24 protein-coding genes are annotated in these 20,840 nt (G+C 40.0%); 21 read left to right on the top strand and 3 right to left on the bottom strand.

Features of this window, described 5'->3' with window-relative positions:
* Positions 1-180 precede the first annotated feature (180 nt).
* Positions 181-2,037 (bottom strand): RNA polymerase sigma factor RpoD, encoded by a 1,857-nt coding sequence (rpoD, locus tag CYP28_RS05900; RefSeq protein WP_103593476.1) that lies wholly within the window; start codon positions 2,035-2,037, stop codon positions 181-183.
* A gap of 148 nt (positions 2,038-2,185) precedes the next feature.
* Between rpoD and CYP28_RS05895 the strand changes: the two genes are divergently transcribed.
* Together CYP28_RS05895 and flgG are read left to right on the top strand one after the other, a co-directional pair.
* On the top strand, positions 2,186-2,995 hold the full coding sequence (locus CYP28_RS05895; RefSeq protein WP_103593475.1) for a flagellar hook-basal body protein: 810 nt from the start codon (positions 2,186-2,188) through the stop codon (positions 2,993-2,995).
* Between the two features lie 15 nt (positions 2,996-3,010).
* Entirely contained in the window at positions 3,011-3,799 is a 789-nt protein-coding gene (gene flgG / locus CYP28_RS05890) for a flagellar basal-body rod protein FlgG (protein WP_021091447.1), read from the top strand.
* A gap of 185 nt (positions 3,800-3,984) precedes the next feature.
* Here the strand turns inward: flgG and CYP28_RS05880 are convergent, their stop codons facing one another.
* Positions 3,985-4,278 carry a tetratricopeptide repeat protein gene (locus tag CYP28_RS05880; protein ID WP_103593474.1) on the bottom strand — a complete coding sequence of 98 codons (294 nt, stop codon included), beginning with the start codon at positions 4,276-4,278 and terminating at the stop codon, positions 3,985-3,987.
* Between the two features lie 257 nt (positions 4,279-4,535).
* On the opposite strand from CYP28_RS05880, the gene CYP28_RS05875 reads away from it, so the two are divergent.
* The 7 genes from CYP28_RS05875 (at position 4,536) to CYP28_RS05845 (ending at position 9,726) form a co-directional block, all read left to right on the top strand.
* A complete protein-coding gene (locus CYP28_RS05875; protein WP_103593473.1) occupies positions 4,536-5,198 on the top strand; it encodes an AzlC family ABC transporter permease in 663 nt (220 codons plus the stop codon).
* Positions 5,195-5,530 (top strand): branched-chain amino acid transporter permease, encoded by a 336-nt coding sequence (locus tag CYP28_RS05870; RefSeq protein ID WP_103593472.1) that lies wholly within the window; start codon positions 5,195-5,197, stop codon positions 5,528-5,530. Before CYP28_RS05875 ends, CYP28_RS05870 begins: the two co-directional genes overlap by 4 nt.
* A gap of 85 nt (positions 5,531-5,615) precedes the next feature.
* On the top strand, positions 5,616-6,662 hold the full coding sequence (locus CYP28_RS05865; protein WP_103593471.1) for a type II asparaginase: 1,047 nt from the start codon (positions 5,616-5,618) through the stop codon (positions 6,660-6,662).
* Between the two features lie 108 nt (positions 6,663-6,770).
* Positions 6,771-7,370 (top strand): LysE family translocator, encoded by a 600-nt coding sequence (locus CYP28_RS05860; RefSeq protein ID WP_103593470.1) that lies wholly within the window; start codon positions 6,771-6,773, stop codon positions 7,368-7,370.
* A 74-nt stretch (positions 7,371-7,444) separates the two neighbouring features.
* Complete coding sequence (locus CYP28_RS05855; protein WP_072594648.1) at positions 7,445-7,804, top strand: DsrE/DsrF/TusD sulfur relay family protein; 360 nt, start codon at positions 7,445-7,447, stop codon at positions 7,802-7,804.
* A 19-nt stretch (positions 7,805-7,823) separates the two neighbouring features.
* Entirely contained in the window at positions 7,824-8,720 is an 897-nt protein-coding gene (locus tag CYP28_RS05850; RefSeq protein WP_103593469.1) for a DUF4299 family protein, read from the top strand.
* Between the two features lie 154 nt (positions 8,721-8,874).
* Entirely contained in the window at positions 8,875-9,726 is an 852-nt protein-coding gene (locus tag CYP28_RS05845; protein WP_103593468.1) for a hypothetical protein, read from the top strand.
* A gap of 20 nt (positions 9,727-9,746) precedes the next feature.
* Here CYP28_RS05845 and CYP28_RS05840 read toward each other — a convergent pair whose 3' ends face one another.
* Positions 9,747-10,706, bottom strand: coding sequence for an SLAC1 anion channel family protein (locus tag CYP28_RS05840; RefSeq protein ID WP_103593467.1), 960 nt, complete (start codon positions 10,704-10,706; stop codon positions 9,747-9,749).
* A gap of 83 nt (positions 10,707-10,789) precedes the next feature.
* Here CYP28_RS05840 and CYP28_RS05835 point away from each other — a divergent pair, with 83 nt between their 5' ends.
* The 12 genes from CYP28_RS05835 to glyS all read left to right on the top strand — a co-directional run bounded on the left by CYP28_RS05835 (position 10,790) and on the right by glyS (position 20,815).
* The gene (locus tag CYP28_RS05835) at positions 10,790-11,434 is read left to right on the top strand and encodes a Crp/Fnr family transcriptional regulator (RefSeq protein ID WP_103582985.1); all 645 of its coding nucleotides are present in this window, start codon (positions 10,790-10,792) and stop codon (positions 11,432-11,434) included.
* 84 nt (positions 11,435-11,518) lie between these two features.
* A complete protein-coding gene (locus CYP28_RS05830; protein WP_103593466.1) occupies positions 11,519-12,856 on the top strand; it encodes an NAD(P)/FAD-dependent oxidoreductase in 1,338 nt (445 codons plus the stop codon).
* A gap of 10 nt (positions 12,857-12,866) precedes the next feature.
* Positions 12,867-13,028 (top strand): YgaP family membrane protein, encoded by a 162-nt coding sequence (locus CYP28_RS05825; protein ID WP_021091464.1) that lies wholly within the window; start codon positions 12,867-12,869, stop codon positions 13,026-13,028.
* 4 nt (positions 13,029-13,032) lie between these two features.
* The gene (locus CYP28_RS05820; protein WP_103593465.1) at positions 13,033-13,215 is read left to right on the top strand and encodes a YgaP family membrane protein; all 183 of its coding nucleotides are present in this window, start codon (positions 13,033-13,035) and stop codon (positions 13,213-13,215) included.
* 123 nt (positions 13,216-13,338) lie between these two features.
* The gene (locus tag CYP28_RS05815; RefSeq protein WP_103593490.1) at positions 13,339-13,818 is read left to right on the top strand and encodes a 3-isopropylmalate dehydratase small subunit; all 480 of its coding nucleotides are present in this window, start codon (positions 13,339-13,341) and stop codon (positions 13,816-13,818) included.
* Between the two features lie 3 nt (positions 13,819-13,821).
* Positions 13,822-14,889, top strand: a complete 1,068-nt coding sequence (gene leuB / locus CYP28_RS05810) for a 3-isopropylmalate dehydrogenase (RefSeq protein WP_103593464.1) — start codon at positions 13,822-13,824, stop codon at positions 14,887-14,889.
* A complete protein-coding gene (locus CYP28_RS05805; protein WP_021091490.1) occupies positions 14,886-15,131 on the top strand; it encodes a hypothetical protein in 246 nt (81 codons plus the stop codon). Before leuB ends, CYP28_RS05805 begins: the two co-directional genes overlap by 4 nt.
* The gene (locus tag CYP28_RS05800) at positions 15,128-15,544 is read left to right on the top strand and encodes a CiaD-like domain-containing protein (protein ID WP_103593463.1); all 417 of its coding nucleotides are present in this window, start codon (positions 15,128-15,130) and stop codon (positions 15,542-15,544) included. The genes CYP28_RS05805 and CYP28_RS05800 overlap by 4 nt, the downstream gene beginning before the upstream one ends.
* On the top strand, positions 15,504-16,697 hold the full coding sequence (locus tag CYP28_RS05795) for a CCA tRNA nucleotidyltransferase (protein ID WP_103593462.1): 1,194 nt from the start codon (positions 15,504-15,506) through the stop codon (positions 16,695-16,697). Before CYP28_RS05800 ends, CYP28_RS05795 begins: the two co-directional genes overlap by 41 nt.
* Positions 16,698-16,764: 67 nt before the next feature.
* A complete protein-coding gene (locus CYP28_RS05790) occupies positions 16,765-17,244 on the top strand; it encodes a tRNA (cytidine(34)-2'-O)-methyltransferase (RefSeq protein WP_072594657.1) in 480 nt (159 codons plus the stop codon).
* Entirely contained in the window at positions 17,241-18,644 is a 1,404-nt protein-coding gene (locus tag CYP28_RS05785) for an endonuclease/exonuclease/phosphatase family protein (RefSeq protein WP_103593461.1), read from the top strand. Before CYP28_RS05790 ends, CYP28_RS05785 begins: the two co-directional genes overlap by 4 nt.
* Before the next feature lie 152 nt (positions 18,645-18,796).
* Positions 18,797-20,815: a glycine--tRNA ligase subunit beta gene (gene glyS, locus CYP28_RS05780; protein ID WP_103593460.1), complete on the top strand. Its 2,019-nt coding sequence runs from the start codon at positions 18,797-18,799 to the stop codon at positions 20,813-20,815.
* Positions 20,816-20,840: the final 25 nt, after the last annotated feature.

Here is a 20,840-nt window from a genome sequence, read left to right as displayed (position 1 = left end):
AAGTTTTTTGTATTTTTAAGTTGGTCTAATGGCTAAATGAGGGCTGAATCCAGCCTTTCAATAATAAAATCAATGTAGGTTGCTAGTAAAGTTTTTATTGCTAAAAATTATCAAATTTAAATTTTAGAAAGCTAAAGAGAAAAATTTTAAAGAAAACACGCAAAAGAAAAAAAAGGGCTTTTAGCCCTCGATGTAGTTTTTAAGTTTTCTACCAACTTTTGGGTGTTTTAGTTTTTTGATAGCTGAGCTTTCTATTTGGCGGACACGCTCACGAGTGACATTTAGGGCCTTGCCGATCTCTTCAAGTGTGCGGTCGCTCTCATCTTCAAGCAAGCCAAATCTCATCGAAATGACTGCTTTTTCACGCTCATTTAGCTGCGAAAGCACATCGTCTATCTGTTCTCTAAGGTCACTTTTTAAAATTTGCTCTATCGGAGAAAGTGAGCTTTTGTCCTCAACAAAATCTCCAAATTTTCCGTCCTCTTCGTTTGCGATCGGAGCTTCAAGACTGATAGGTTCTTTTGTGATCTTGATGACTTGTTTTACCTTATCAACGCTTAGTCCAACCTCTTTTGCGATGACGCTTACATCAGGCTCTTTTCCCTCTTCTTGGAGGTATTTGCGGTTGATTTTGTTGATACGATTTATCGTCTCTATCATGTGGATAGGTATCCTAATCGTCCTTGCCTGATCGGCGATCGCACGTGATATAGCCTGGCGGATCCACCATGTGGCGTAGGTTGAAAATTTATAGCCTTTTCTATATTCAAATTTATCAACCGCCTTCATAAGGCCTATATTGCCCTCTTGGATGAGATCCAAAAATGGCAAACCCCTGTTTGTATAGCGTTTCGCGATACTTACGACTAGACGGAGGTTTGACTTAGCCATTCTAGCTTTTGCCTCATCAGAAATTTTCTTTCCGCGCTTGATCTGCTCTAAAATCTCTTTTAGTCTTGTTGGTTCAAGATCAAAGCCCTGTTTGCTCGCCTCTTTTGTAGTAAATAGCTTTTTGATCTCGACGTAGGTTGAGACCATCGTAGCCTCTGGCACGCGAGCTGCGATCTCTTCTTTGCTAAGTTTGATGATATCTTTTAGTATGCTTTTGTGATTTTTCTTAAGCTCATCACTAAACATTGGCAAGCGATACTCTAAGCGTTTTAGCTCTCTATCAAATTCATCGTCGCTTTTTAGCGCTGTCTCCATTGATTTTACGATCTCGCTAATTAGCTTGCTTGTTGGACCAAGATCCATTAGCTTCTCTTTTAAAATTTTCTTTTTAAATGCAAGCGTCATCTTTGAAGCTGTGTCGTCGCTCTCAACTTTATCTTGTTTATTTGCAGTCTTTAGCCACTCTTTTTTAGCTTTTTCAAGGGCCTTGAAACTCTCTATGACTTTTTCAGCGCGCTTGTCGTTTTTAGCTGATTTTTTAGGAGCTTCGTTCTCTTCGTTCTCTTCATCTTCGTCGTCTATATCGTCTTCGCTATCTTCATTTTCTTCGTTTTCACTTTCGTCTTCAAAGCTCTTAAAAAGCTCTTTTACACGGCGTTCTCTATTGATGAGCGGCTCTTTATAGTCAAGTATGAAATCGATCAAAAATGGCACCGAACAAAATGCGTCTATAATTATATCTTCGCCAAGCTCGATCCTTTTGCTGATCTCAACTTCCTCATCTTTTGTAAGAAGCGCGATCTGCCCCATCTCTCTTAGATACATCCTCACTGGACTATCAGATCTTGACCACTCTAAAAGATCGCTCTCACCAGAAAGATCGAGATCTTCGTCGATATCTTGATCGCTCTTTTGAGCATTTTCTTGGCGTTTTTTAGCATCAGCTAAATTTCTAAGCTTTGCGGCCTCAGCAGATGTGATGAGCTGGACTTTATTTGTTTTTGCTAGTTGTTCTATCTTTTTTACTATCGTAGCAGTCGGAGCTTTGTCTAATAATTTTACTAATTTTTCGTATGTCAAAAAGCCTTTTGCATTTTCAGCGAAAAGCTCTTCTATCTGAGAAAAAGAGTCTTTTGCGGCGCTCATAAATTTCCTTTCGAATCGTCTAATTGTGATTTAAGTGTTGTTTAAAAGAAAGTGGATTATACCCAAATTTTGTAAATGTGTATAAAAACAAAGTTGGAACGATGATTGCTTAGTAGCTATAAAAATCAAAATTTGATTAGGAAAATTTATGCAAAATGGTTATTATCAAGCCACTGCTGGCATGGTAACGCAGTTTAACAGACTAAATGTGATCTCAAATAATCTTGCAAATGTAAATACAATCGGCTACAAGAGAAATGACGTAGTTATCGGTGACTTTGCGAGAATTTTTAAAGAGACACAAGATGAGCTTCCACTTAAAAATCACACAAAAGACGGAGCTAAATTTCTAAATAGAACGCTTGACCGCGTGCCACAAGTGAGCGAAGAGTACACCGACTTTAGCGCTGGTGGTTTTAAGTACAGCTCAAACACGCTTGACTTTGCGATAAAAAGAGATGATGCATTTTTCTTAGTTGATACCCCAAATGGTGTAAAACTTAGCAAAAATGGCTCTTTTAGTCTTGATGGCGATGGATATATCGTCACAAAAGAGGGCTATAAAGTTTTGCCAAGTGGTTACGAGGCGCAAAACCCTGGTCAAAGAGGCATCCAAGTGCCACAAGGCGAGGTGCTAACCGTTGATAAAAATGGAAATTTATACTCAAATAACAATCAATTTTCTAAATTTTTTATCGCTCAGCCAAGAGAGATAAGAGACCTAAAAAAAGTCGGAGATAATCTCTTTGAGAGTAGAAATTTTGACGACATAAATGAGCTTGACGAAGCTGATAGTGTGATGCAAGGATATGCCCAGATGTCAAACGTAAACCCAGTTTTAGAAATGGTCGGTCTAATAGAAACCCAACGCCTAGTTGATATGTATCAAAAGGTTATGACAAGCCACATGAGCGACCTTAACCAAGATGCTGTTCAAAAACTAGCCCTAAAAGCTTAATAAAAGGATAAAACTATGATGAGATCACTTTACACTGCGGCCACTGGCATGATAGCCCAGCAGACGCAGATAGACGTAACCTCACACAACATCGCAAACGTAAATACTTATGGATACAAGAAAAATAGGGCTGAATTTGCTGATCTTATGTATCAAGTCATGGAGTACGCAGGTACGGCTACAAGCCAGACTACCACAAGCCCAACAGGTATCGAGGTGGGTCTTGGTGTGCGCCCAACGGCGATAAATAAAATTTTCTCTCAGGGCTATTTTAAAGAGACCAGCAATAACCTAGATATGGTAATAGCTGGCAACGGATTTTTTCAGATTCAACTCCCTGATGGCACGACAGCCTATACTAGAAATGGTGCATTTAAGCTTGATGCAAACGGCACTATTGTAAATAGCGATGGCTATCAGCTAATCCCGCAGATCACAGTCCCTGCAAATGCGACGCAAATTTCTATCGGCACAGATGGCACCGTATCAGTACTCCAAGCAGGCGAGAGAGAGATGGCTCAGATAGGTCAGATCGAGCTAGCAAATTTTATAAACCCAGCTGGCCTTCACTCAATGGGTGATAATAACTACCTAGAAACAAGCGCTAGCGGTAACGTGGTGGTAGGCGTGGCAGGACTTGACGGACTTGGTACGATCAGACAAGGGTTTGTTGAGATGAGTAACGTTCAGTTGGTTGAAGAGATGACTGATCTTATCACTGGTCAGCGCGCATACGAGGCAAACTCAAAGGCGATAACTACGAGTGATTCGATGCTTGAAATAGTAAATGGGCTTAAAAGGTAGGTAGTATGAACGCGACTCTAGCTATCGTTGGGCTTATTCTACTTTCTTTTACACTTGAGGTATTTTGCTTTTTAAATAAAACATCAAAAGGCAAGGACTCGATAAAATAGACTCATTAATTTGGGCTAAATTAAAATTTGGCACATCTCGTCTAAAATTTCTGCTTTTAGGAGCAAGAATGAAAGTTACTGAGAAATTTTTAAGCTACTGCATGCTTCTTTTAAATCAAACTCGCAGGCTTTTTTGTAGTAGTTTTTTGCTCTATTTTTATCTTGCAATATACCAGCATCTCCAGTTTCATAGATGAGTGCAAGAGTATAGCAAGCAAATGCATTTTTTAGTTCGCAAGCCTTATTATAAAGCCTAAGCCCTTCTTCTTTCTCTTGTGCTAGAGTGTCTTTTTGTAGATATGTATTTCCTAAAAATAGATAGCTATGTGGATTGCCTAGCTCGCAGGCCTTGTTTACCATAGCTGACATTTTATCGCGCTCATTTTTGTCAAGGTAGATATATATAAGATCGGTGCAGCTTTCTACGTTATTTAAAGCGCATTCATTTTCAAGCTTGGCGTTATCTAAATTTTTACCCCAAGAAAATAGAATACAAAATAAAATTAAAATTACCTTTTTCGTCTTTTAACTCCAAAAATTTCTATTATTTTATAAAATTTAACTCTATTTTTACTATAAATTTTTCAAATCTTTGCTAAGATTTCGGCTTTTATCAAGGCAAAATTTTGACATTTAACTACGTTTTTAAACTATCCATTCCTATCTTTATGGGTTTTTTCCCTCTTGGCATCGCCTTTGGCATTTTGGCTAAAAGCATGGGCATTAGCGCATTTATCGCCATAGCGCTTAGTATGCTTGGATATGGTGGAGCAGCGCAGTTTATGATGCTTTCGCTCTTTAGCGTCGGCACGAGCTATGTTGAGGTATTTATAGTGAGCTACCTTGTAAATTTGCGTCACACTTTTTATGGAATTTCACTTTTAAAAGAGTATAGTGGGATCAAATTTAGGCTTTTAAACATCGCTTTGCTAACAGATGAGACCTTTGCGATATTTAAAAATTTAGGGCTAAAAGAGGCTAGTGATCGAAGCTTTGTCTTTACATGGTTAAATCTCCTTTCGTGGTCATACTGGGCGGCTGGGACGCTGCTTGGAGCACTTCTTGGCGATCTTATAAAGGCCGATACAAAAGGGCTTGAGTTTAGCTTAACGGCACTTTTTATAGTTATTGTGATTGAAATATTTAAAAATGATAAAAACTACCGCGTGCTCTTTGCAGCGGCCTTTTTTGGTGTGCTTGGAGTGAGCCTATTTCAAGCTAAATTTGTGCTTGTTGGCTCAATGGCACTTTGTTTTGTATTTTTGCTTTTGTTTAAGGATAAAATTTGATAAGTGTAAGCTCAAGTGAGATGGTGCTTTTTGTGGCGGTACTCTTAAGCGCCTTGGCTACTTTTATAACTAGGGCAACGCCATTTTATGCATTAAGAAACTATAAGCCAAACCCTTATTTAGACGCCATTGAGAAGCATATGGGCATGATGATAATGGTTGTTTTGGTCTGCTACGGCTTAAAAGATACGAAATTTAGCGAGTATCCATATGGCTTAAGCGAGATAGTGGCGGTTTTTACGGCTGTTTTGGTGCATTTGAAATTCAAAAATACCCTTCTTAGCATAGTTATTTCAACCGGAATTTATATGTTTTTGATAAGAATTTTTTAAATAAATATAAAATTTAGAAGTTAATAATTTTTTTAAATAAATGGCATTATAATGACTTTGCAAATTTTAATGCAAAGGAGCTAAAATGCGTTTAATCTTTAAGGCGGTGTTACTCATGATTTTAGGTGCTACTTTAGCGGTTGCAAAGCCAACCATCTACATACTAGCTACTGGTGGAACGATAGCGGGAAGCGGCTCAGGATCGCTTGATTCGAGCTATACTTCTGGAACTGTTACGGTCGATAAACTAATCGCAGCTGTGCCAGATATCAACAAGATCGCCACCATAAAAGGCGAGCAAATTTCAAATATCGGCTCACAGGATATGAACAACGAAGTTTGGCTAAAGCTTGCTAATAGAATAAATGAGCTTCTAAATAGTGGCAAGGCTGATGGTATCGTCGTTACTCACGGAACGGATACTATGGAAGAGACGGCGTACTTTCTAAATTTGGTCGTTAAAAGCGACAAGCCAGTCGTGCTTGTAGGTGCGATGAGAAATAGCGGCTCACTAAGCGCAGACGGTCCACTAAATTTATTTAACGCTGTAAACGTAGCTATTAGTAAAGATAGCGTAGGCAAGGGTGTTGTGGTCGCTATGAATGATGAAATTCACGCTGCTAGAGAGGTAACAAAAACCAACACAACAGGCGTTGATACATTTAAATCACCAAACAGCGGCAAGATCGGCACAGTCTTTTATGGCAACGTAAAATACTATATGAATCCGATCAGAAAACACACAGCAAAATCAGCATTTGACCTAGAGGGTGTAAAAGAGCTTCCAAGAGTCGATATCATCTACTCTCATGCAAATGACAACCCTGACTTTGTAAACATAGCTGTTAAAAACGGCGCAAAAGGTATCGTTAGTGCTGGTCTTGGCAATGGCAACCCTTACTTTAGCGTACTTGACGCACTTGGTGAGGCTTCAAAAGCTGGCGTAGTGGTAGTTCGTGACTCACGTGTAGGAAGTGGCGAGACAACTATGAACGGCGAAGTTGATGACGCAAAATACGGCTTTTTAACAAGCGATAATCTAAACGCGCAAAAAGCTAGAGTGCTTTTGATGCTTGCGCTTACAAAAACAAGCGACAAAGCCAAAATTCAAGAGTATTTCTTAACTCACTAAAAAAGAGGCGGCTTAGTCCGCCTTTTAAATTTAAGCTATAAATTTGATCGCTGGATCTGATTTATAGCTTAAAATTTTATATTCGTTAGCTAAATTTCAAGGCTTTTTATGGACTTCTTACTCTTTTTCGCCACGCTTGCTCCCATCTCGCTAATGCCAGGCATCAACATGACCTATGCGATGAGTATCGGTATGAGCTTTGGCTACAAGCACTCGCTTATTATGATGACCGGACAGCTTCTTTCGCTTGCTTTCGTGGCATTTTGCTGTATGCTTGGCGTGGGCGCGGTGCTTCATCATTTTGAGTATGCATTTAAGGCGCTAAACATCATCGCAGGGCTTTATATGCTCTATCTTGGCGCGATGCTTCTTTTTGGCAAGGGCGAGCTTAGCGTAACAAACGTCTCAAATTTACCAAGTAAAAAGCAGATGTTTATAAACGGCCTCATCGTTTGCGTCACAAATCCAAAGGCATGGATATTTTTCTCGGCTTTACTGCCTACATTTTTGGACAAAGACGATCCCTTTAGCCTAACTCGTATGTGCGCGATCACGGCAACGCTCGTTTTCATCGAGTTTTGTTCGCTAAATATCTACGCACTCGGCGGAGCTATGCTAAAGAAATTTTTACAAACGCACCTAAGGCTACTTGAAATTTGCACCGCCATTATCGTCTGCACGATCGGCGTACTTTTACTTTTTAGATAAATTTAGCCTCTTTTTATATAGCTTGGCTAAAATTTGTCCGGTTTGCACTACATTTTTGGCAAAAGGAGAAAAAGATGAAAAAATTTCTATTTATACTTACAAATCAACCATACAACGGTACCGACAATGCTTACAACGCATTAAGGCTAGCTAAAACGCTAAAAGAAAAAGGCGAAGAGGTTAGAATTTTTCTAATGAACGACGCGGTCGATCTTGCGCGAAATAGCACCAAAAAGCCGGAAAACTACGACGTAGATCTAGTAGCGATGTTAAAAGAGCTTTACGCTAGCGGCGCTATGTTAAAGGTTTGCGGTAGCTGCCAAACGAGGTGCGGTTTGCATGCGGGAGAGCCTTATTTCGAGGCTGAGGTGAAAGGTAGCATGGATATCTTGTCCGAGTGGGTTAGGCAGTGCGATCAAGCGATGACGTTTTAGAGTAGGCAAAAGAGAATTTATGAGCATAACATTTAAGGTAAAAAATAAAAAGAAGCTTTTGGGTGGATATGAAAAGGCGCTAAGCGAGCGTGAAATTTCAGAGTTTATAGAGGGATTTTGCTTTTTTAATAGCCAAAACGACGAGCCGAGCGAGCTTTCGCTAAACGAAAACGTGATGATTGCTGGCGTATGGCAAAAGAGCGCTCGCGGGTTTGAACTAAACTACGAAGACGGCAAATATATCGTCCGAGTCTGTACTCCAAGCGGCGTTGGCGACTGGCAGATCGTGCTTGAGCTACTCTCAAAGCTCTCAGCCCAAACTGGCTCACCAATAGAGTGCGACAACGAGGAAATTTACGATGAAAAGCAAATTTTAAAATTTGATTATGAAGCCGACATAATGTGTGGACTTGAAGCTCTAAAGGACGCAAAAGAGAAAAATCAAACGCTTTATATTTATGGCGTGGAGCACGATGTGGCGTTTGACGCGGTTATGATAGATGAAATTTTTGCAAGTGCCAGCCCTGCGGCTAAATTTGATGAGATGATGAGGCAGGTGCAGTATCTTGACGCTTATAGTGCAAGAGAAAATTTATACGAAGATAAAGACGGCAACGAAATTTTTGGCGCATATACGCTTAGCGAAAATTTACCGACTATCTTGCCTTACGCCCCTTCTCCGTCGTGGCAGGCGCAAGAAGTTCTAGGAGAGCGCAAGGTCTCTCGCTGGATACTTACGCTAGTAGTCGGCTTAGACGATAGGGACGCGCACGTGCTTGGCGAATGCGAATATGGCGCTTTTATGGCAAATCTGCCAAAAGAAAAATATCGCTTCATAGACGCCGCAAATATACTGGTTGAGCCGCTTAGCGAAGAAGAGATGATGGAAATTTTAAAAAAGGCAAATGAAGCTTAAGTTAATAAACTGCCGAAATGAAAATTCGCCTCTTCAAGCGCGGATTTAAACTCGTAAAAGATAGGATTTTACCGGTATTGCCGCTTTTGGGGCTAAATTAGGCGAAATTCAATCTAAAATAATTTATGATTGCTTGGTTTAAAAAAGGATAAAAATGAAAATTTTAAAAGCTACTTTAGCGGTGGCATCGGCGGTTTGCTATCTAAACTCGGCCGTTTTACCGCAAAGCGATTGGAGCAAAAAGGATCTAAAAGGCGAGGTCAAAAGCATGACGGCTACGGAGTACGAATACTCTACGGACGGCTCCGGCACGCTAGAAAATACGCGCGTAAAGCGAACGGAGTTTAACGAAAACGGCTATATAGTGCAAGAAACCGAGCACATAAACGGCGCGCCGAACAGCTCGGTTTTGTTTGAGTACGGCAAAGACGGGCTAATACGCAAAAAATATCAAGATAGCGCCGTTTATCTCTACGAATACGAATTTGACGGCGAAAATTTAGTCGCGACGGCCAAAGAGCAGCATGTGGAGGATAGATTTTACCCCCGCATGGAGAAAATTACCTACGGCAAGGACGGCAAAATGATCGCTAGGGCGGCGTATTCGGGCGGGACGCTAGTGATGGACGATAGCTACGTCTACGACGAAAAGGGCGTTTTAACGCGGATAGAAAATAATATGGAGCCGCGCAACGCCATAGAGATAAGCTTCGAGCGCAAGCCAAACGGCGAATACGAAAAAATCACGCAAGCCCCAAACTCAAAATGGGTCTATTACTACGCCGCAAACGGCGACGAGATGGAGTATACGTCGGTAAATTACTTCGGCCTTGAGGCAAAAATCTGGCAAATATTGCAGTTTAAAGATATAACGAGGGACGAGCGAGGAAATTTGACGCGTAAAACCTCGGTCAAATTTAAGCCCGCGGACAAATATTACGAAAACGGCGACATAACGGAAATCGGCCTATATAAAAAGCTAGAAATTAGCTACGAATACTACTAAAGTGAATTTTTGAGCTAAGGCTATTTTTCCGAAAAAATTTCGCCGTTTATTATAGATTTAACCGTTAAAAATCCGACTATCAAAATCGAAGCGACTAGGGCTGCAAAAGCGCCGACTCCTAAAACTAAGTAAAAATCGCTTTGCGTAATTTCGTAAGCTTTTAAAAACGCTATGGAGCTAGCGGCCGTCGGGAAGGTAAAAGCCCACCACGATAGGGCGAATTTGAGTTTAATAAATCTTTTATACGAAAAAAGTATAAGCGCGGCGAAAAATACGTTTATATTAAGTAGTATCGCCGCAAAAGCGTCGAATCGCTCGGTTAATTTTACGTATCCTAAAAACGCCATAGCCGGCGGCGCTAGCGTAATGACTAGCGTCGGGACGAATTTGTCGGCTAACTTATCGCAAAAGACTAATCTATAAAATATAACGGCGAATAAAATAATCCAGAAAAATAGCCCCAAACTAAAATAATACCAGATCGCTTGAGATTTTTCGGCTATGATCGGGATTAGCAAGTTGCCCACTACGGGGATAAACCATGCCGGATTTAGTGTCGCGATATCGAATTTTTCGTCGATCCAAAAAGAAATTACGTAAAGCGTAAAAATCGTTTGCAAGCCTAAAGCCGCGTAAAAAAGCGAGTAGTATAGTCGCGGCGCGTCTTTGTAGGCTAGAGCTAAAAGAAAAAGCGAGATGATAAATCCGCCGAAAAAATTTATCCTTATAGGGTGCGAAAATTCGGCCTTTACTTCTTCTTTAAATTTTAAAAGCTTAAAGAGGTAAAATGCCGAAAGTAGGCAAAATACCGTGCAGTCTAGCGCTCTAAGCGCCGAGAATATCTCGCTCGGTAAATCAAATATTTCGCTTAGTTTCTTATAAGCCGCGCAAAGCCCTCCAAGCCCCATAGTACCGGCGAAAAGCATAATCGGCAGCGATTTTATTTTGCTTTGTGGGTCGTTTTTCTTAACGTCGTGCATTGTTTTTCTTTTCGTATTAAATTTTTATGCAATATTACCTATAATAAGGTTAAATTTTTGTAACGAAGTCACGAAAGGGCAAAATGCTAAGCGAAGAGTTAAAAGAAATTTTGCGCGAGAGATTTACGAATAATTTCGATCTAGCAAGCGAGGATCTAAATGCGATCTTTGCTAACGCGTATCTAAAAACCGTAAAAAAGGGCGATATATTTTACTCCGGAAACGATTGCTTTGGATTTATCCTTATACTAAAAGGCGTTTTAAGGGCGTTCGTATCGTCTAACGCAAAGGAAATAACGATATTTAGGCTAACTAAAGACGAGAGTTGCGTGCTGTGCGATACGTGTTCTATAAATTCGCTAGAAAATAAAGTAAGCGTCGAAATCGAGCAAGATAGCGAGATCATCGTTATTCCGGCGCGAATTTACAAACCTCTTAAAGAAAAATATCCGAGCGTTTTAAATTTTACTCTAAAAATCGTAGCCGATCGGTTTGCCAGAACGATAAACGTTATGGAACAGGCTTTGTTTTCGCCGCTTTCGGCGCGGATTATGAATTTTTTATCCCAAAGCATCGAAAATCTAAACGAAAATTTTATAAAAATAACGCACGAAGAGCTGGCGAATCATCTAGGAAGCGCTAGAGAAGCGGTATCTAGGGTGCTAAAAGAGCTTGAGAGAAGCGGGCAAATAACGCAAAGCCGCGGCGAAATAAGGCTTGTTTCTTAAAATTCTCGTTTTAAGGTAACTTTGTTACTGATAGGGCGGCCTTTTTTAGGTAGTATTTCATAAACTCGTTTGAAAGGAGAATTTATGAAAGGACTGCAAAGAAGAGACGCTTTAAAGCTAATGGGGGCCGCGGGACTAGCCGCGAGTATGAGCGGTTGCTCGGCAACGGGCGGCGAAAACGACGATATAAATTCTAAAATCGTCATAATGGGCGCGGGACTTAGCGGTATCGCGTTGGCGGCTAAACTTAGAAGAGATATGCCTAACGCCAAGGTAATTCTCGTGGATAAAGACGAGAAATTTTACTATCAGCCTGGCTTTACGCTAATCGCCGTCGGAATTTACGAAGCTAGCGACGTCGTTTACGAAAAAGCGGATTATATCCCGCAAGGAGCCGAGTGGATACGCAAAAACGTATCGGAGATAAAGCCCGAAGCCAATCTGCTCGTCTTAGACGACGGGAGCGAGCTGGGGTATGATTATCTAATCGTAGCAAGCGGCGTGGAATACGACTTTGAAGCCGTTAAGGGGCTAAGCTTAGAGGATATTAACGATACGAGCGGCAACATATCCTCCGTCTACACTCTACAAGGCGCCGTAAAGAGCAACGAGCTGATGAAAAAATTCTCTCAAAACGGCGGCGCGGCGGTATTTTGCGACCAAAAAACCCCGATGAAATGCAGCGGCGCTAATAAAAAAGTAACATGCATGAGCGAAGATAGGCTGAGGTTGGCCGGCAACCGCGATAAAGGCAGCGTTAATCTTTACGTCGGCGGCGGCAAGCTTTTCGGCGATCCGACTTATGCCGCGGCGATGACTCAAATAATGATAAAAAGAAAGATAAAATTTAATCTTCGCCACCAAATCGTAGCCGTCGATAAAAGCTCAAATACCGCTACTTTCGAGTTTTGGACGGCGTATAGGCAAAACGGCGAAGATAAAATCGCGTCCGAGCTAATCGACGTAAAATACGACTGGCTCCACTTGCCGCCTAAGCAAAAAGGAAGCGAAATTTTAGCTCGCGCCGGCCTAACTAAAGAGGGCGACAAGCTAAATTTCCTAGCCGTCGATAAATACAGTTTGCAAAGCGTTAAATTTAAAAATATATTCGGTATCGGCGATATTTGCGGATTTGCGGCCGGCAAAACGGGGGCTAGCGTTAGGAAAATGTATCCGATTTTAGCTAAAAATTTAGCCGATACGATAAAAGGACGAGAACCTAGCGAGAAATTTACCGGATATACGGCTTGCCCTTTTATCACCAAATACGGCAAGGCTATAATGGTAGAGTTCGACTGGGAGGGAACGGCTCCGACGTTAGAGTGCTTCGGCGCTACCAGGGAGAGCTATATGAGTTGGCTGGTTAAAATTTACGGATTTAAACCTATGGTTATGAACGGAATGCTAAAAGCTTTAGCTTAAAGGAGATAAAATGAGCGTTTTAGATAAAACTATACGTTTGATTATAGCGGCGATTTGGTTTTTTATTTTCGGATTTATTTGTGACTGCTGGTTGTGGACGGTCGGGCTAATTCCGCTTTTAACGGGATATTACGGCTACTGCCCACTTTATAAAATTTTTAAGAAAAGGTAAAAATATGGTAAGCGTGAAAAGTAGAATTATTAGGGTCGTACTAGGGCTAGTTTTTATGGCGGTAGTTTGGTATTTTTACGAGAGCTACTGGGCGTTAATCGGCCTAATCCCAATCATTGTCGGTGTTACAGGTTTTTGCCCGGCGTGTAAATTCTTAGGTAGGTGTTCTTTAAATTTAAAAAGATAAAAGGGGCGTTTAGCACCCTTTGCCTTGCCCTTTAGCCGTTTGGGCCGCAAATTTTATTCGCCGTTTGATGAATTATTTAGCTACTTTTGGCTAAAATCTCGAAAATTCAAAAAAGGCGAAACGATGAATAAAGCTTGGAAATTCGGCGACAATATCGATACCGATATAATTATCGCCGCCAGATACTTAAATACTTCCGACGAAAATATCTTAGCAAAACATATAATGGAGGACGCCGATCCTAATTTTAGCTCCAAGATAGATAAGGGCGACATTATCGTAGCGGGCGAAAATTTCGGCTGCGGTAGTTCTCGCGAGCACGCCCCTATCGCGCTTAAAGCCGCCGGTATAGGCGCGGTGATAGCTAAAAGCTATGCGAGAATTTTTTATAGAAATAGCTTTAATACAGGACTTTTGATACTTGAGATCAAGGAAACGGACGAGATAAACGAGGGTGATGAGCTAAAAATAGACATAGATAACGGCGCGATCGTAAATCTAACTAGCGGCAAAGAGTATAAATTTAGCCCTATACCGCCGTTTATGCAAGAGCTTCTAAACGCTGGCGGACTTATAGAATACGCAAAAGTAAAGTTGGATTAAATAATGAGAGAATATAAAATTTGTGTTATAAAAGGCGATGGTATCGGCCCTGAGATCATAGATGAGGCGATAAAAATTTTAGATGTTGTTAGCGCTGAGTTTGGGATAAAATTTGAGTACGACTACAAGCTTATGGGTGGTGCAGCTTATGATGTATTTGGCGTGCCTTTGCCAGATGAGACGCTTAACTCTGCTCTAAGCTCTGATGCTGTACTTTTTGGAGCGATCGGCGGCGAGAAGTGGGATAGTTTGCCAAGACATCTAAGGCCAGAGAGTGGGCTTTTAAAGATTAGAAAAGAGCTTGAAGCTTATGCAAATTTACGCCCAGCTATTGTTTTTGATGAGCTTGTGGATGCTAGCACACTAAAGCCAGAGGTTTTAAGAGGAGTTGATTTTGTCGTGGTTCGTGAGCTAACGGGCGGACTTTATTTTGGGCAGCCACGTGAAAAAGGCGAAGATAGAGCGTTTAATACGATGGTTTATTCTAAAATGGAGATCGAGCGCATCGCAAAGATCGCCTTTGAAACAGCAATGCTTCGCAAGAAAAAGGTATGCATGGTCGATAAGGCAAATGTGCTTGAGACAAGTCAGCTTTGGCGTGAGGTGACTAGTGAAGTGGCTAAAAATTACCCTGAAGTAGAGCTTAGCTTTATGTATGTAGATAACGCGGCAATGCAGCTAGTAAGAGCTCCAGCAAATTTTGACGTCATACTTACTGAAAATTTATTCGGCGATATTTTAAGTGACGAAGCGAGCATGGTTTGTGGCTCGATAGGGCTTTTGCCAAGCGCTAGCATGGGTGGCAAAGTGGGAATTTATGAGCCAATTCACGGCTCAGCTCCAGACATCGCAGGGCAGGGTATAGCAAATCCAATTGCAACAATTTTAAGTGCAGCGATGATGCTAAGATACGCATTTAGTGAAAATGAAGCCGCAGATGCGATAGAAAATGCTGTGAAAGAGGCACTTGCAAAAGGTTATAGAACAAAAGATATCGCTGCTTTTAATGCGGTTGAAATTTGCTCAACTAGCGAGATAGGCGATGTTATCGCAGGATTTATCAAAAAATGAAAAACACAATCACTGAAGCACTGATCTACGAAGCTCAGGGGCTAAAAGATGATGCACTTGAAATTTATAAAAATATCTTAAAGCAAGATCCGTCAAACAAAGATGCCCTTAGCGCGATAAACCGTCTGAGCGGACTTCGCAAAGAGCGAGCGATAAAAAACGAGCAGATGAAAGAGTTTTTTATAGCGATGAAAAGTGACGAAGAGATAAATGAATTTAAAAGGTGGTTGATAAGATTATGAAGCTTGATGATATCGCTAGAATGGCAATCAGTGAGGTTAGCGCTGAGCTTGAAAAAATAGAAGCATTGCAAAGTAAGAAGCAAGAAGAGCTTGAGCGAGAGAATTTAAAAAAAGAGCTTTTGGCTATAGAATCTAATGAAAATGCACTAAATAACGAGCTAAAAGTTGAGACAAATTTACAAAATGAGCAAGCGTTTGAGGTAAAAGAGGAGCCAGCAAGTCTAACAAAAAGTAGAGAAGTGAGCGAAGAGAAAATTTTCTTAGCAAACCTTGCTGAGCGCATAGAAGTGCTTTTTGAAGGGCTTAAACAAACTAGTGAACAAAATCTTGCTTCAAGGCTTGAGCTAACGACAAAATTTTTAGAATTTACCCTTGCAAATATCGAAAATAGACTCCAAAATCTCTCAAAATAAGCCATTAGATGGCTCAAAAAATGAGATAAAAATCAAAAATGAAATTTATAAAAATAGCGAGCTAGACTTTTTTAGATCGCTATTTGCCCCATTTACTTCACGTGTTTATCTAGTTGGTGGCTGTGTGAGAGATGCGTTCTTGGGGCGAGAAATTTATGATTATGATATCGAAGTTTATGACATTGAGCCTTTAAAATTTAATGAGCTAATGGCTAGCATAGGCGCTAGCGGAGTTGGCAAAAGCTACTTTATCTACAAATACAAAAACTACGACCTTGGGCTTCCAAGAAGCGAGAGCAAAACTGGAAATTCGCACAAAGACTTTGCAGTAAGCTATATTAACGATCCCAAAATGGCGAGCCTTAGGCGAGATTTTACGATAAATGCCATGATGATGAATATCTTTAATGGAGAAATTTTAGACTTTTACGGCGGAAAGCAAGATTTAGCAAACAAGACATTAAGGCACATTGATAGTGAAAAATTTAAAGAAGATCCACTAAGGGTGCTTCGTGGTGTGCAGTTTAGCTCTAGGCTTGATTTTAGCATAGCTGATGAGACGCTAGCTTTTATGAAAAGCCTTAGTTTAGAGCATCTAAGTAGAGATAGGATAAATACTGAGCTTATTAAATTTTTTCGTGCAAAGCATCTTGAAAAGGGAGCTTACTATCTTTTTGAGCTTGGACTTTTTAAAGAAATTTTTGGTATACAAATTTATAAAGATGATGGGTTTTTAAGCGATCTTAAGAGTGCAAGAGAATTTGTGGATGATGAGAGGCTATTTTTGTATCTTTTGTTTGGCAAAATTGAGCTTGACGCAAATGAAATTTTAGAGAAAATGCGTCTGCCAAAAAGCTACTTTTCTATCTTAAAACAGCCTTATTTTAAGGATATACCAAGCGATAAAGAGCTAATGCAAATTGCCCTAAACATGCCTATAAAATCGTGGCTTGGAGCTTACAATAAAGAGCGTATAGAGCGTGCCAAGAAGCTTGGAATTTATGAGGTAAAATTTGACGCGAAAGTTGATGTAGCGGAAATTTTATCAGCTGGTTTTAAAAACGAAGAGATCGCAAAAGAGATAAAACGTAGACAAGAGCTTGAAATTTCAAAATATCTAGGCGAGCTAAGCCCGGAAAAGATTAGTCTTTAAAACTCTTAAAAGCCCATTTTGGCTAAAATAGGCTAGTTTATAACACTTTTTAAGGCAAAGAAAGCTTATGTTTAACATAGTCCTAGTCCATCCTCAGATACCGCAAAATACTGGAGCTATCGGCAGAATGTGCGTTAATGCAAATTTAAAGCTACATATCGTTAAGCCAACGGTCTTTGATCTAAGTGAAAAGGCTGTTAGACGAGCAGGACTTGATTACTGGAAAATTTTAAATCCAAAAATTTGGGATAGTTTGGAAGAATTTTTAGAAGCAAACTTAAGCCACAAGGATAGATTTTTCTTCGCTACCACAAAGACAAATAGGCTTTACTACGAGGCTAGGTTTAAGCCAGGAGATTTTATATTTTTTGGTGGCGAGAGTACTGGGTTGCCAAGAGAATTTATGGATATAAATTTTAAAAATGCCATAACCATACCAATGGGAAAAGAGGGCAGAAGCTTAAATTTAGCTATGAGTGCTGGCATTATCGCGTATGAGGCGATCAGGCAAAATATCACTGAATTTGACTTTAGGAGTGAGATTTGAGAGTAGTTTTTGCTTTGGTTTTTACCATTTTAGTGGCATTTGCGAGTGAAATTAGCATCGCAACTTATAATGTGCAAAATTTATTTGATTGCAAAGATGATGGTAGCGAGTATCTTGATTTTAAAGTAGGCGTATCAAAGTGGGACTGCGAGGCGGCTGATTCAAAACTACAAAGGACAAGACAAGTCATAAATGCACTAAATACCGACATTATCGCACTTCAAGAGATTGAAAATGAGGAGGTTTTAAAAGCTCTAGTAAGTGATAGCGAGTATAAATTTGTAAGCTTTACAAAGAAGAAAAACTCGCCTGTTGGGCTTGGGCTTATTTCAAAGTTGCAGCCAAGTGGTAGTGAAATTTTTAAAGTCCCAAACGTAAAGACGAGAAATATTTTAAAGGTTATTTTTGAGACGGAAGGTAAGAAATTTAGCATATTTGTAAATCACTTTCCAACTTATAAAAATGGCATAAATATGCAAAAAAAGGCTGAAAAAACGTTAAGAACGGCTCTAAGCAAAGAGAAAAATGCGATTATTTTGGGTGATTTTAACTCGCCCTTTGGACAAAAATCCGTCCTAAATGACATCATTGCAACGAGAAATTTTTATGATCTTTATAAAGAGCTTGAGCCAAAAGATAGATACTCTCACGCAGTGCATGGCAAAAAAAGAGCGATCGATCATATTTTGCTTTCGCCTAGTTTTATGGAAAATGGCGATCTAAGCTATGTTAGTGGCAGTTTTGAAGTCTTTAAACCAAGCTTTGCAGTTGATGAAAAAGGCTTTGCAAAGAGCGACTTTTACTCAGATCACTTTGCATTAAAGTTTAAAATTTCAACTGATCCAAGCCCAGTAAAAAAAGGCTTTGTGAGTAAAATTTTTAAAAAAGATGAGAATAAAGCCAATAAAAAAATAAGCGAACAAAGCTATAAGACGGCTGATGTGGATACGCTTTTTGATCATCCAGAAGCAGTTCCAGCAGTGATTGAAAAAGCGGTTGTTATCTTAAAAGATAAGCATGGCTTTATTATCTCGAAAAATCGCCGCGGAATTTATGTCTATGATCCTAAAAATAGCGTTACTGTAGGCGAAGAGCTAGATATTTTAGTAAGGCGAATGAAAATTTATAAAGATGCGCTTGAAGTCAGCTCTTATGAGATCATAAATGAGCACGGCACAAAAGATATTAGCGAAAATTTACTAGATGCATCGCAATTAAGCGAAGCTAGAAGTGGCGATGTCTTTGCTAAAATTTCGGGCAGACTAGAGAGGGGCTATCTGCATACACCATACGGTAAGATCAGGGTTTATAGTAAGAAAAAGCTAAAAGATGGCGAGTATAGTTTTGAAAACGCGAGAGTTAAAATTTATAAGATAGAAAACCAAATCGTTGTGGAGTAGAGAGTGCAAATTTTAGATATTTTTATGATTACGGCGTTTGTTTTATTTCTTATTTTTATGATAAGAGGCGTCATTTTACAGTCGCAGGAGAAGGAGAGAGTAAGAAAAATGGTAAGAGAAAAAAGAGAAAATTTTAATAAAAAGAGTGAAATATGAAAGAGTTATTATTAGAAATTGGAGTTGAGGAGCTTCCAGCGATACCCTTTTTAAGGGAACTGCCAAATATCAATGCTAAATGGCAGGCTGTACTTGAAAAATATAATCTTGTAAGTCCTTTTAAATTTTATTATACGCCGCGTCGTTTGGTCTTTTTTCATGAGAAATTTCCACAATCTCAGCCTGACAGCGTAGCTAGCTTTATCGGTGCGCCAAAGCAAGTGGCACTAAAAGACGGAGCTTTTACAAAGGCAGCACTTAGCTTTGCAAATAAATGCGACATAGATGAAAGTGAGCTTAAATTTAAAGAGATAGACGGCAAAGAGGTGCTTTACTACGAAAAAGAGGTAAAAGGCGAGCCGGTTGCCAAGATAATGGGCGACATGGTTGAAGAGTTTTTAAAGAGTCTTAACTTTGGCAAGTCTATGCGCTGGGGCAACGGCGAGTTTGAGTTTATCCGTCCGATAAGATCGTTTTTGTGTTTGCTTGGTGATGAGGCCATAAAATTTAATAAATTTGGCGTAGAGAGCGGTGATTCAACCTATCCACATAGAAGCATTAGCTATGACAAGATAAAAATTTCAAATATAAAAGAGTATTTTGAAGGCTCAAAGAGCCGTGGTGTCGTGCTTAAAGCTGCCGAGAGAGAAAAAATAATCCTTGATGAGTTTGAAAAAATTAGCCAAAAAAGCGGGCTAAAGATCGAAATCGATAAAGACTTGTTAGCTGAAGTTGTGGCGATCACCGAGTATCCGACAGCACTTCTTGGCTCGTTTGAAGAGGAATTTTTGGAGGTGCCAAGCGAGGTCATCATCACTTCTATGAAAGAAAATCAGCGCTACTTCCCAGTCTTTAAAGGTGGCAAGCTAGCAAACGGCTTTGTAGTCGTAAGTAACGCCATCACAAAAGATTACTCGCTCATCATTAAGGGCAACGAAAAGGTGCTAAGGGCAAGGCTGAGTGATGCGATGTTCTTTTGGCAAAGCGACCTAGCGCACGAATTTGGCCCAGAAAAACTAAAAAATATAACTTATCTAAAAGAGCTTGGAAGTATCTACGAAAAAGAGCTTAGAGAGCTAGAAGTGGCTAAAAAACTAGCTAGCAACTATGACAAGCTACTCAAAAAAGAAGCTGGCGAGTACGCGGCTAAGCTTGAGCGAGCTGTGATGCTAAGCAAGGCTGATCTTACAACGCAGATGGTTTATGAATTTACCGAGCTTCAAGGTATAATGGGTGCTTACTATGCAAAGGCAAAAAATGAGGATGAAGACGTCGTTTTAGCCATAAAAGAGCAGTATCTGCCAGATGGCGAAGAGGCGCAGTGCCCAAGCAAGGTCTTTAGCTCGGTTGTGGCGCTTTCAAATAAGCTTGATACGCTAATGGGGCTCTTTAGCATCGGCAAAATCCCAAGCGGCACGAAAGATCCATACGCTCTAAGACGCGCGGCAAATGGCGTGATAAAGATCGTTTTGGCGCATAATTTGAAATTTAACGTAAAAGAAATTTTAGAAGATATCGCAAAAGAGTATAAGAAATTTGACGTTGAAGTGCTTATAAATTTCATCCTTGATAGGCTCTACACCTTCTTTGACGCAAACGCTTCTATCGTAAAAGCGTGCATAAAAAGCGGTGAAAAGGACATCTTGGAGCTAACTAAGATGATAGAGGCGCTTGCTAAAATTTCTAGCGAGCCAAACTTTAGAGAGAATTTCTCTACGTTTAAGCGCCTTGCAAATATCATCAAAGACGATAAATTTAGCAAGGTCGATGAGAGCCTCTTTGAGATAGATGCTGAAAAGGCCTTAAATGATGCGTTTAAAGCGGTTGATAAGAGCCTAGCATATGAGCCAAGACTAAAGGCACTATTTGCTCTAAAGCCGCAGATAGATGAGTTTTTTGACAAAGTTATGATAAACGTTGAAAACAAAAAAGTGCGAAACAATCGCATCGCAATCATCGGCCAAATTTATAGTGAGATACTAAAAGTAGCTGATATAAAAGAGATCAGCTTTTAAATTTACGCCAGCTTCAGGCTCTTGC

It is taken from the genome of Campylobacter concisus (assembly GCF_002914195.1).
GTDB classification, from domain to species: domain Bacteria; phylum Campylobacterota; class Campylobacteria; order Campylobacterales; family Campylobacteraceae; genus Campylobacter_A; species Campylobacter_A concisus_M.
The sequence above is the reverse complement of the archived record's forward strand: the minus strand, read 5'-3'. Positions and strand labels throughout refer to the sequence as shown.

What these genes read in the sequence shown, in the direction of transcription:
- rpoD (WP_103593476.1), bottom strand. Translation starts at nt 2,037, where the DNA reads ATGAGCGCCGCAAAAGACTCTTTTTCTCAGATAGAAGAGCTTTTCGCT.
- CYP28_RS05895 (WP_103593475.1), top strand. Translation starts at nt 2,186, where the DNA reads ATGCAAAATGGTTATTATCAAGCCACTGCTGGCATGGTAACGCAGTTT.
- flgG (WP_021091447.1), top strand. Translation starts at nt 3,011, where the DNA reads ATGATGAGATCACTTTACACTGCGGCCACTGGCATGATAGCCCAGCAG.
- CYP28_RS05880 (WP_103593474.1), bottom strand. Translation starts at nt 4,278, where the DNA reads ATGTCAGCTATGGTAAACAAGGCCTGCGAGCTAGGCAATCCACATAGC.
- CYP28_RS05865 (WP_103593471.1), top strand. Translation starts at nt 5,616, where the DNA reads ATGCGTTTAATCTTTAAGGCGGTGTTACTCATGATTTTAGGTGCTACT.
- CYP28_RS05860 (WP_103593470.1), top strand. Translation starts at nt 6,771, where the DNA reads ATGGACTTCTTACTCTTTTTCGCCACGCTTGCTCCCATCTCGCTAATG.
- CYP28_RS05855 (WP_072594648.1), top strand. Translation starts at nt 7,445, where the DNA reads ATGAAAAAATTTCTATTTATACTTACAAATCAACCATACAACGGTACC.
- CYP28_RS05850 (WP_103593469.1), top strand. Translation starts at nt 7,824, where the DNA reads ATGAGCATAACATTTAAGGTAAAAAATAAAAAGAAGCTTTTGGGTGGA.
- CYP28_RS05845 (WP_103593468.1), top strand. Translation starts at nt 8,875, where the DNA reads ATGAAAATTTTAAAAGCTACTTTAGCGGTGGCATCGGCGGTTTGCTAT.
- CYP28_RS05840 (WP_103593467.1), bottom strand. Translation starts at nt 10,706, where the DNA reads ATGCACGACGTTAAGAAAAACGACCCACAAAGCAAAATAAAATCGCTG.
- CYP28_RS05835 (WP_103582985.1), top strand. Translation starts at nt 10,790, where the DNA reads ATGCTAAGCGAAGAGTTAAAAGAAATTTTGCGCGAGAGATTTACGAAT.
- CYP28_RS05830 (WP_103593466.1), top strand. Translation starts at nt 11,519, where the DNA reads ATGAAAGGACTGCAAAGAAGAGACGCTTTAAAGCTAATGGGGGCCGCG.
- CYP28_RS05825 (WP_021091464.1), top strand. Translation starts at nt 12,867, where the DNA reads ATGAGCGTTTTAGATAAAACTATACGTTTGATTATAGCGGCGATTTGG.
- CYP28_RS05820 (WP_103593465.1), top strand. Translation starts at nt 13,033, where the DNA reads ATGGTAAGCGTGAAAAGTAGAATTATTAGGGTCGTACTAGGGCTAGTT.
- CYP28_RS05815 (WP_103593490.1), top strand. Translation starts at nt 13,339, where the DNA reads ATGAATAAAGCTTGGAAATTCGGCGACAATATCGATACCGATATAATT.
- leuB (WP_103593464.1), top strand. Translation starts at nt 13,822, where the DNA reads ATGAGAGAATATAAAATTTGTGTTATAAAAGGCGATGGTATCGGCCCT.
- CYP28_RS05805 (WP_021091490.1), top strand. Translation starts at nt 14,886, where the DNA reads ATGAAAAACACAATCACTGAAGCACTGATCTACGAAGCTCAGGGGCTA.
- CYP28_RS05800 (WP_103593463.1), top strand. Translation starts at nt 15,128, where the DNA reads ATGAAGCTTGATGATATCGCTAGAATGGCAATCAGTGAGGTTAGCGCT.
- CYP28_RS05790 (WP_072594657.1), top strand. Translation starts at nt 16,765, where the DNA reads ATGTTTAACATAGTCCTAGTCCATCCTCAGATACCGCAAAATACTGGA.
- glyS (WP_103593460.1), top strand. Translation starts at nt 18,797, where the DNA reads ATGAAAGAGTTATTATTAGAAATTGGAGTTGAGGAGCTTCCAGCGATA.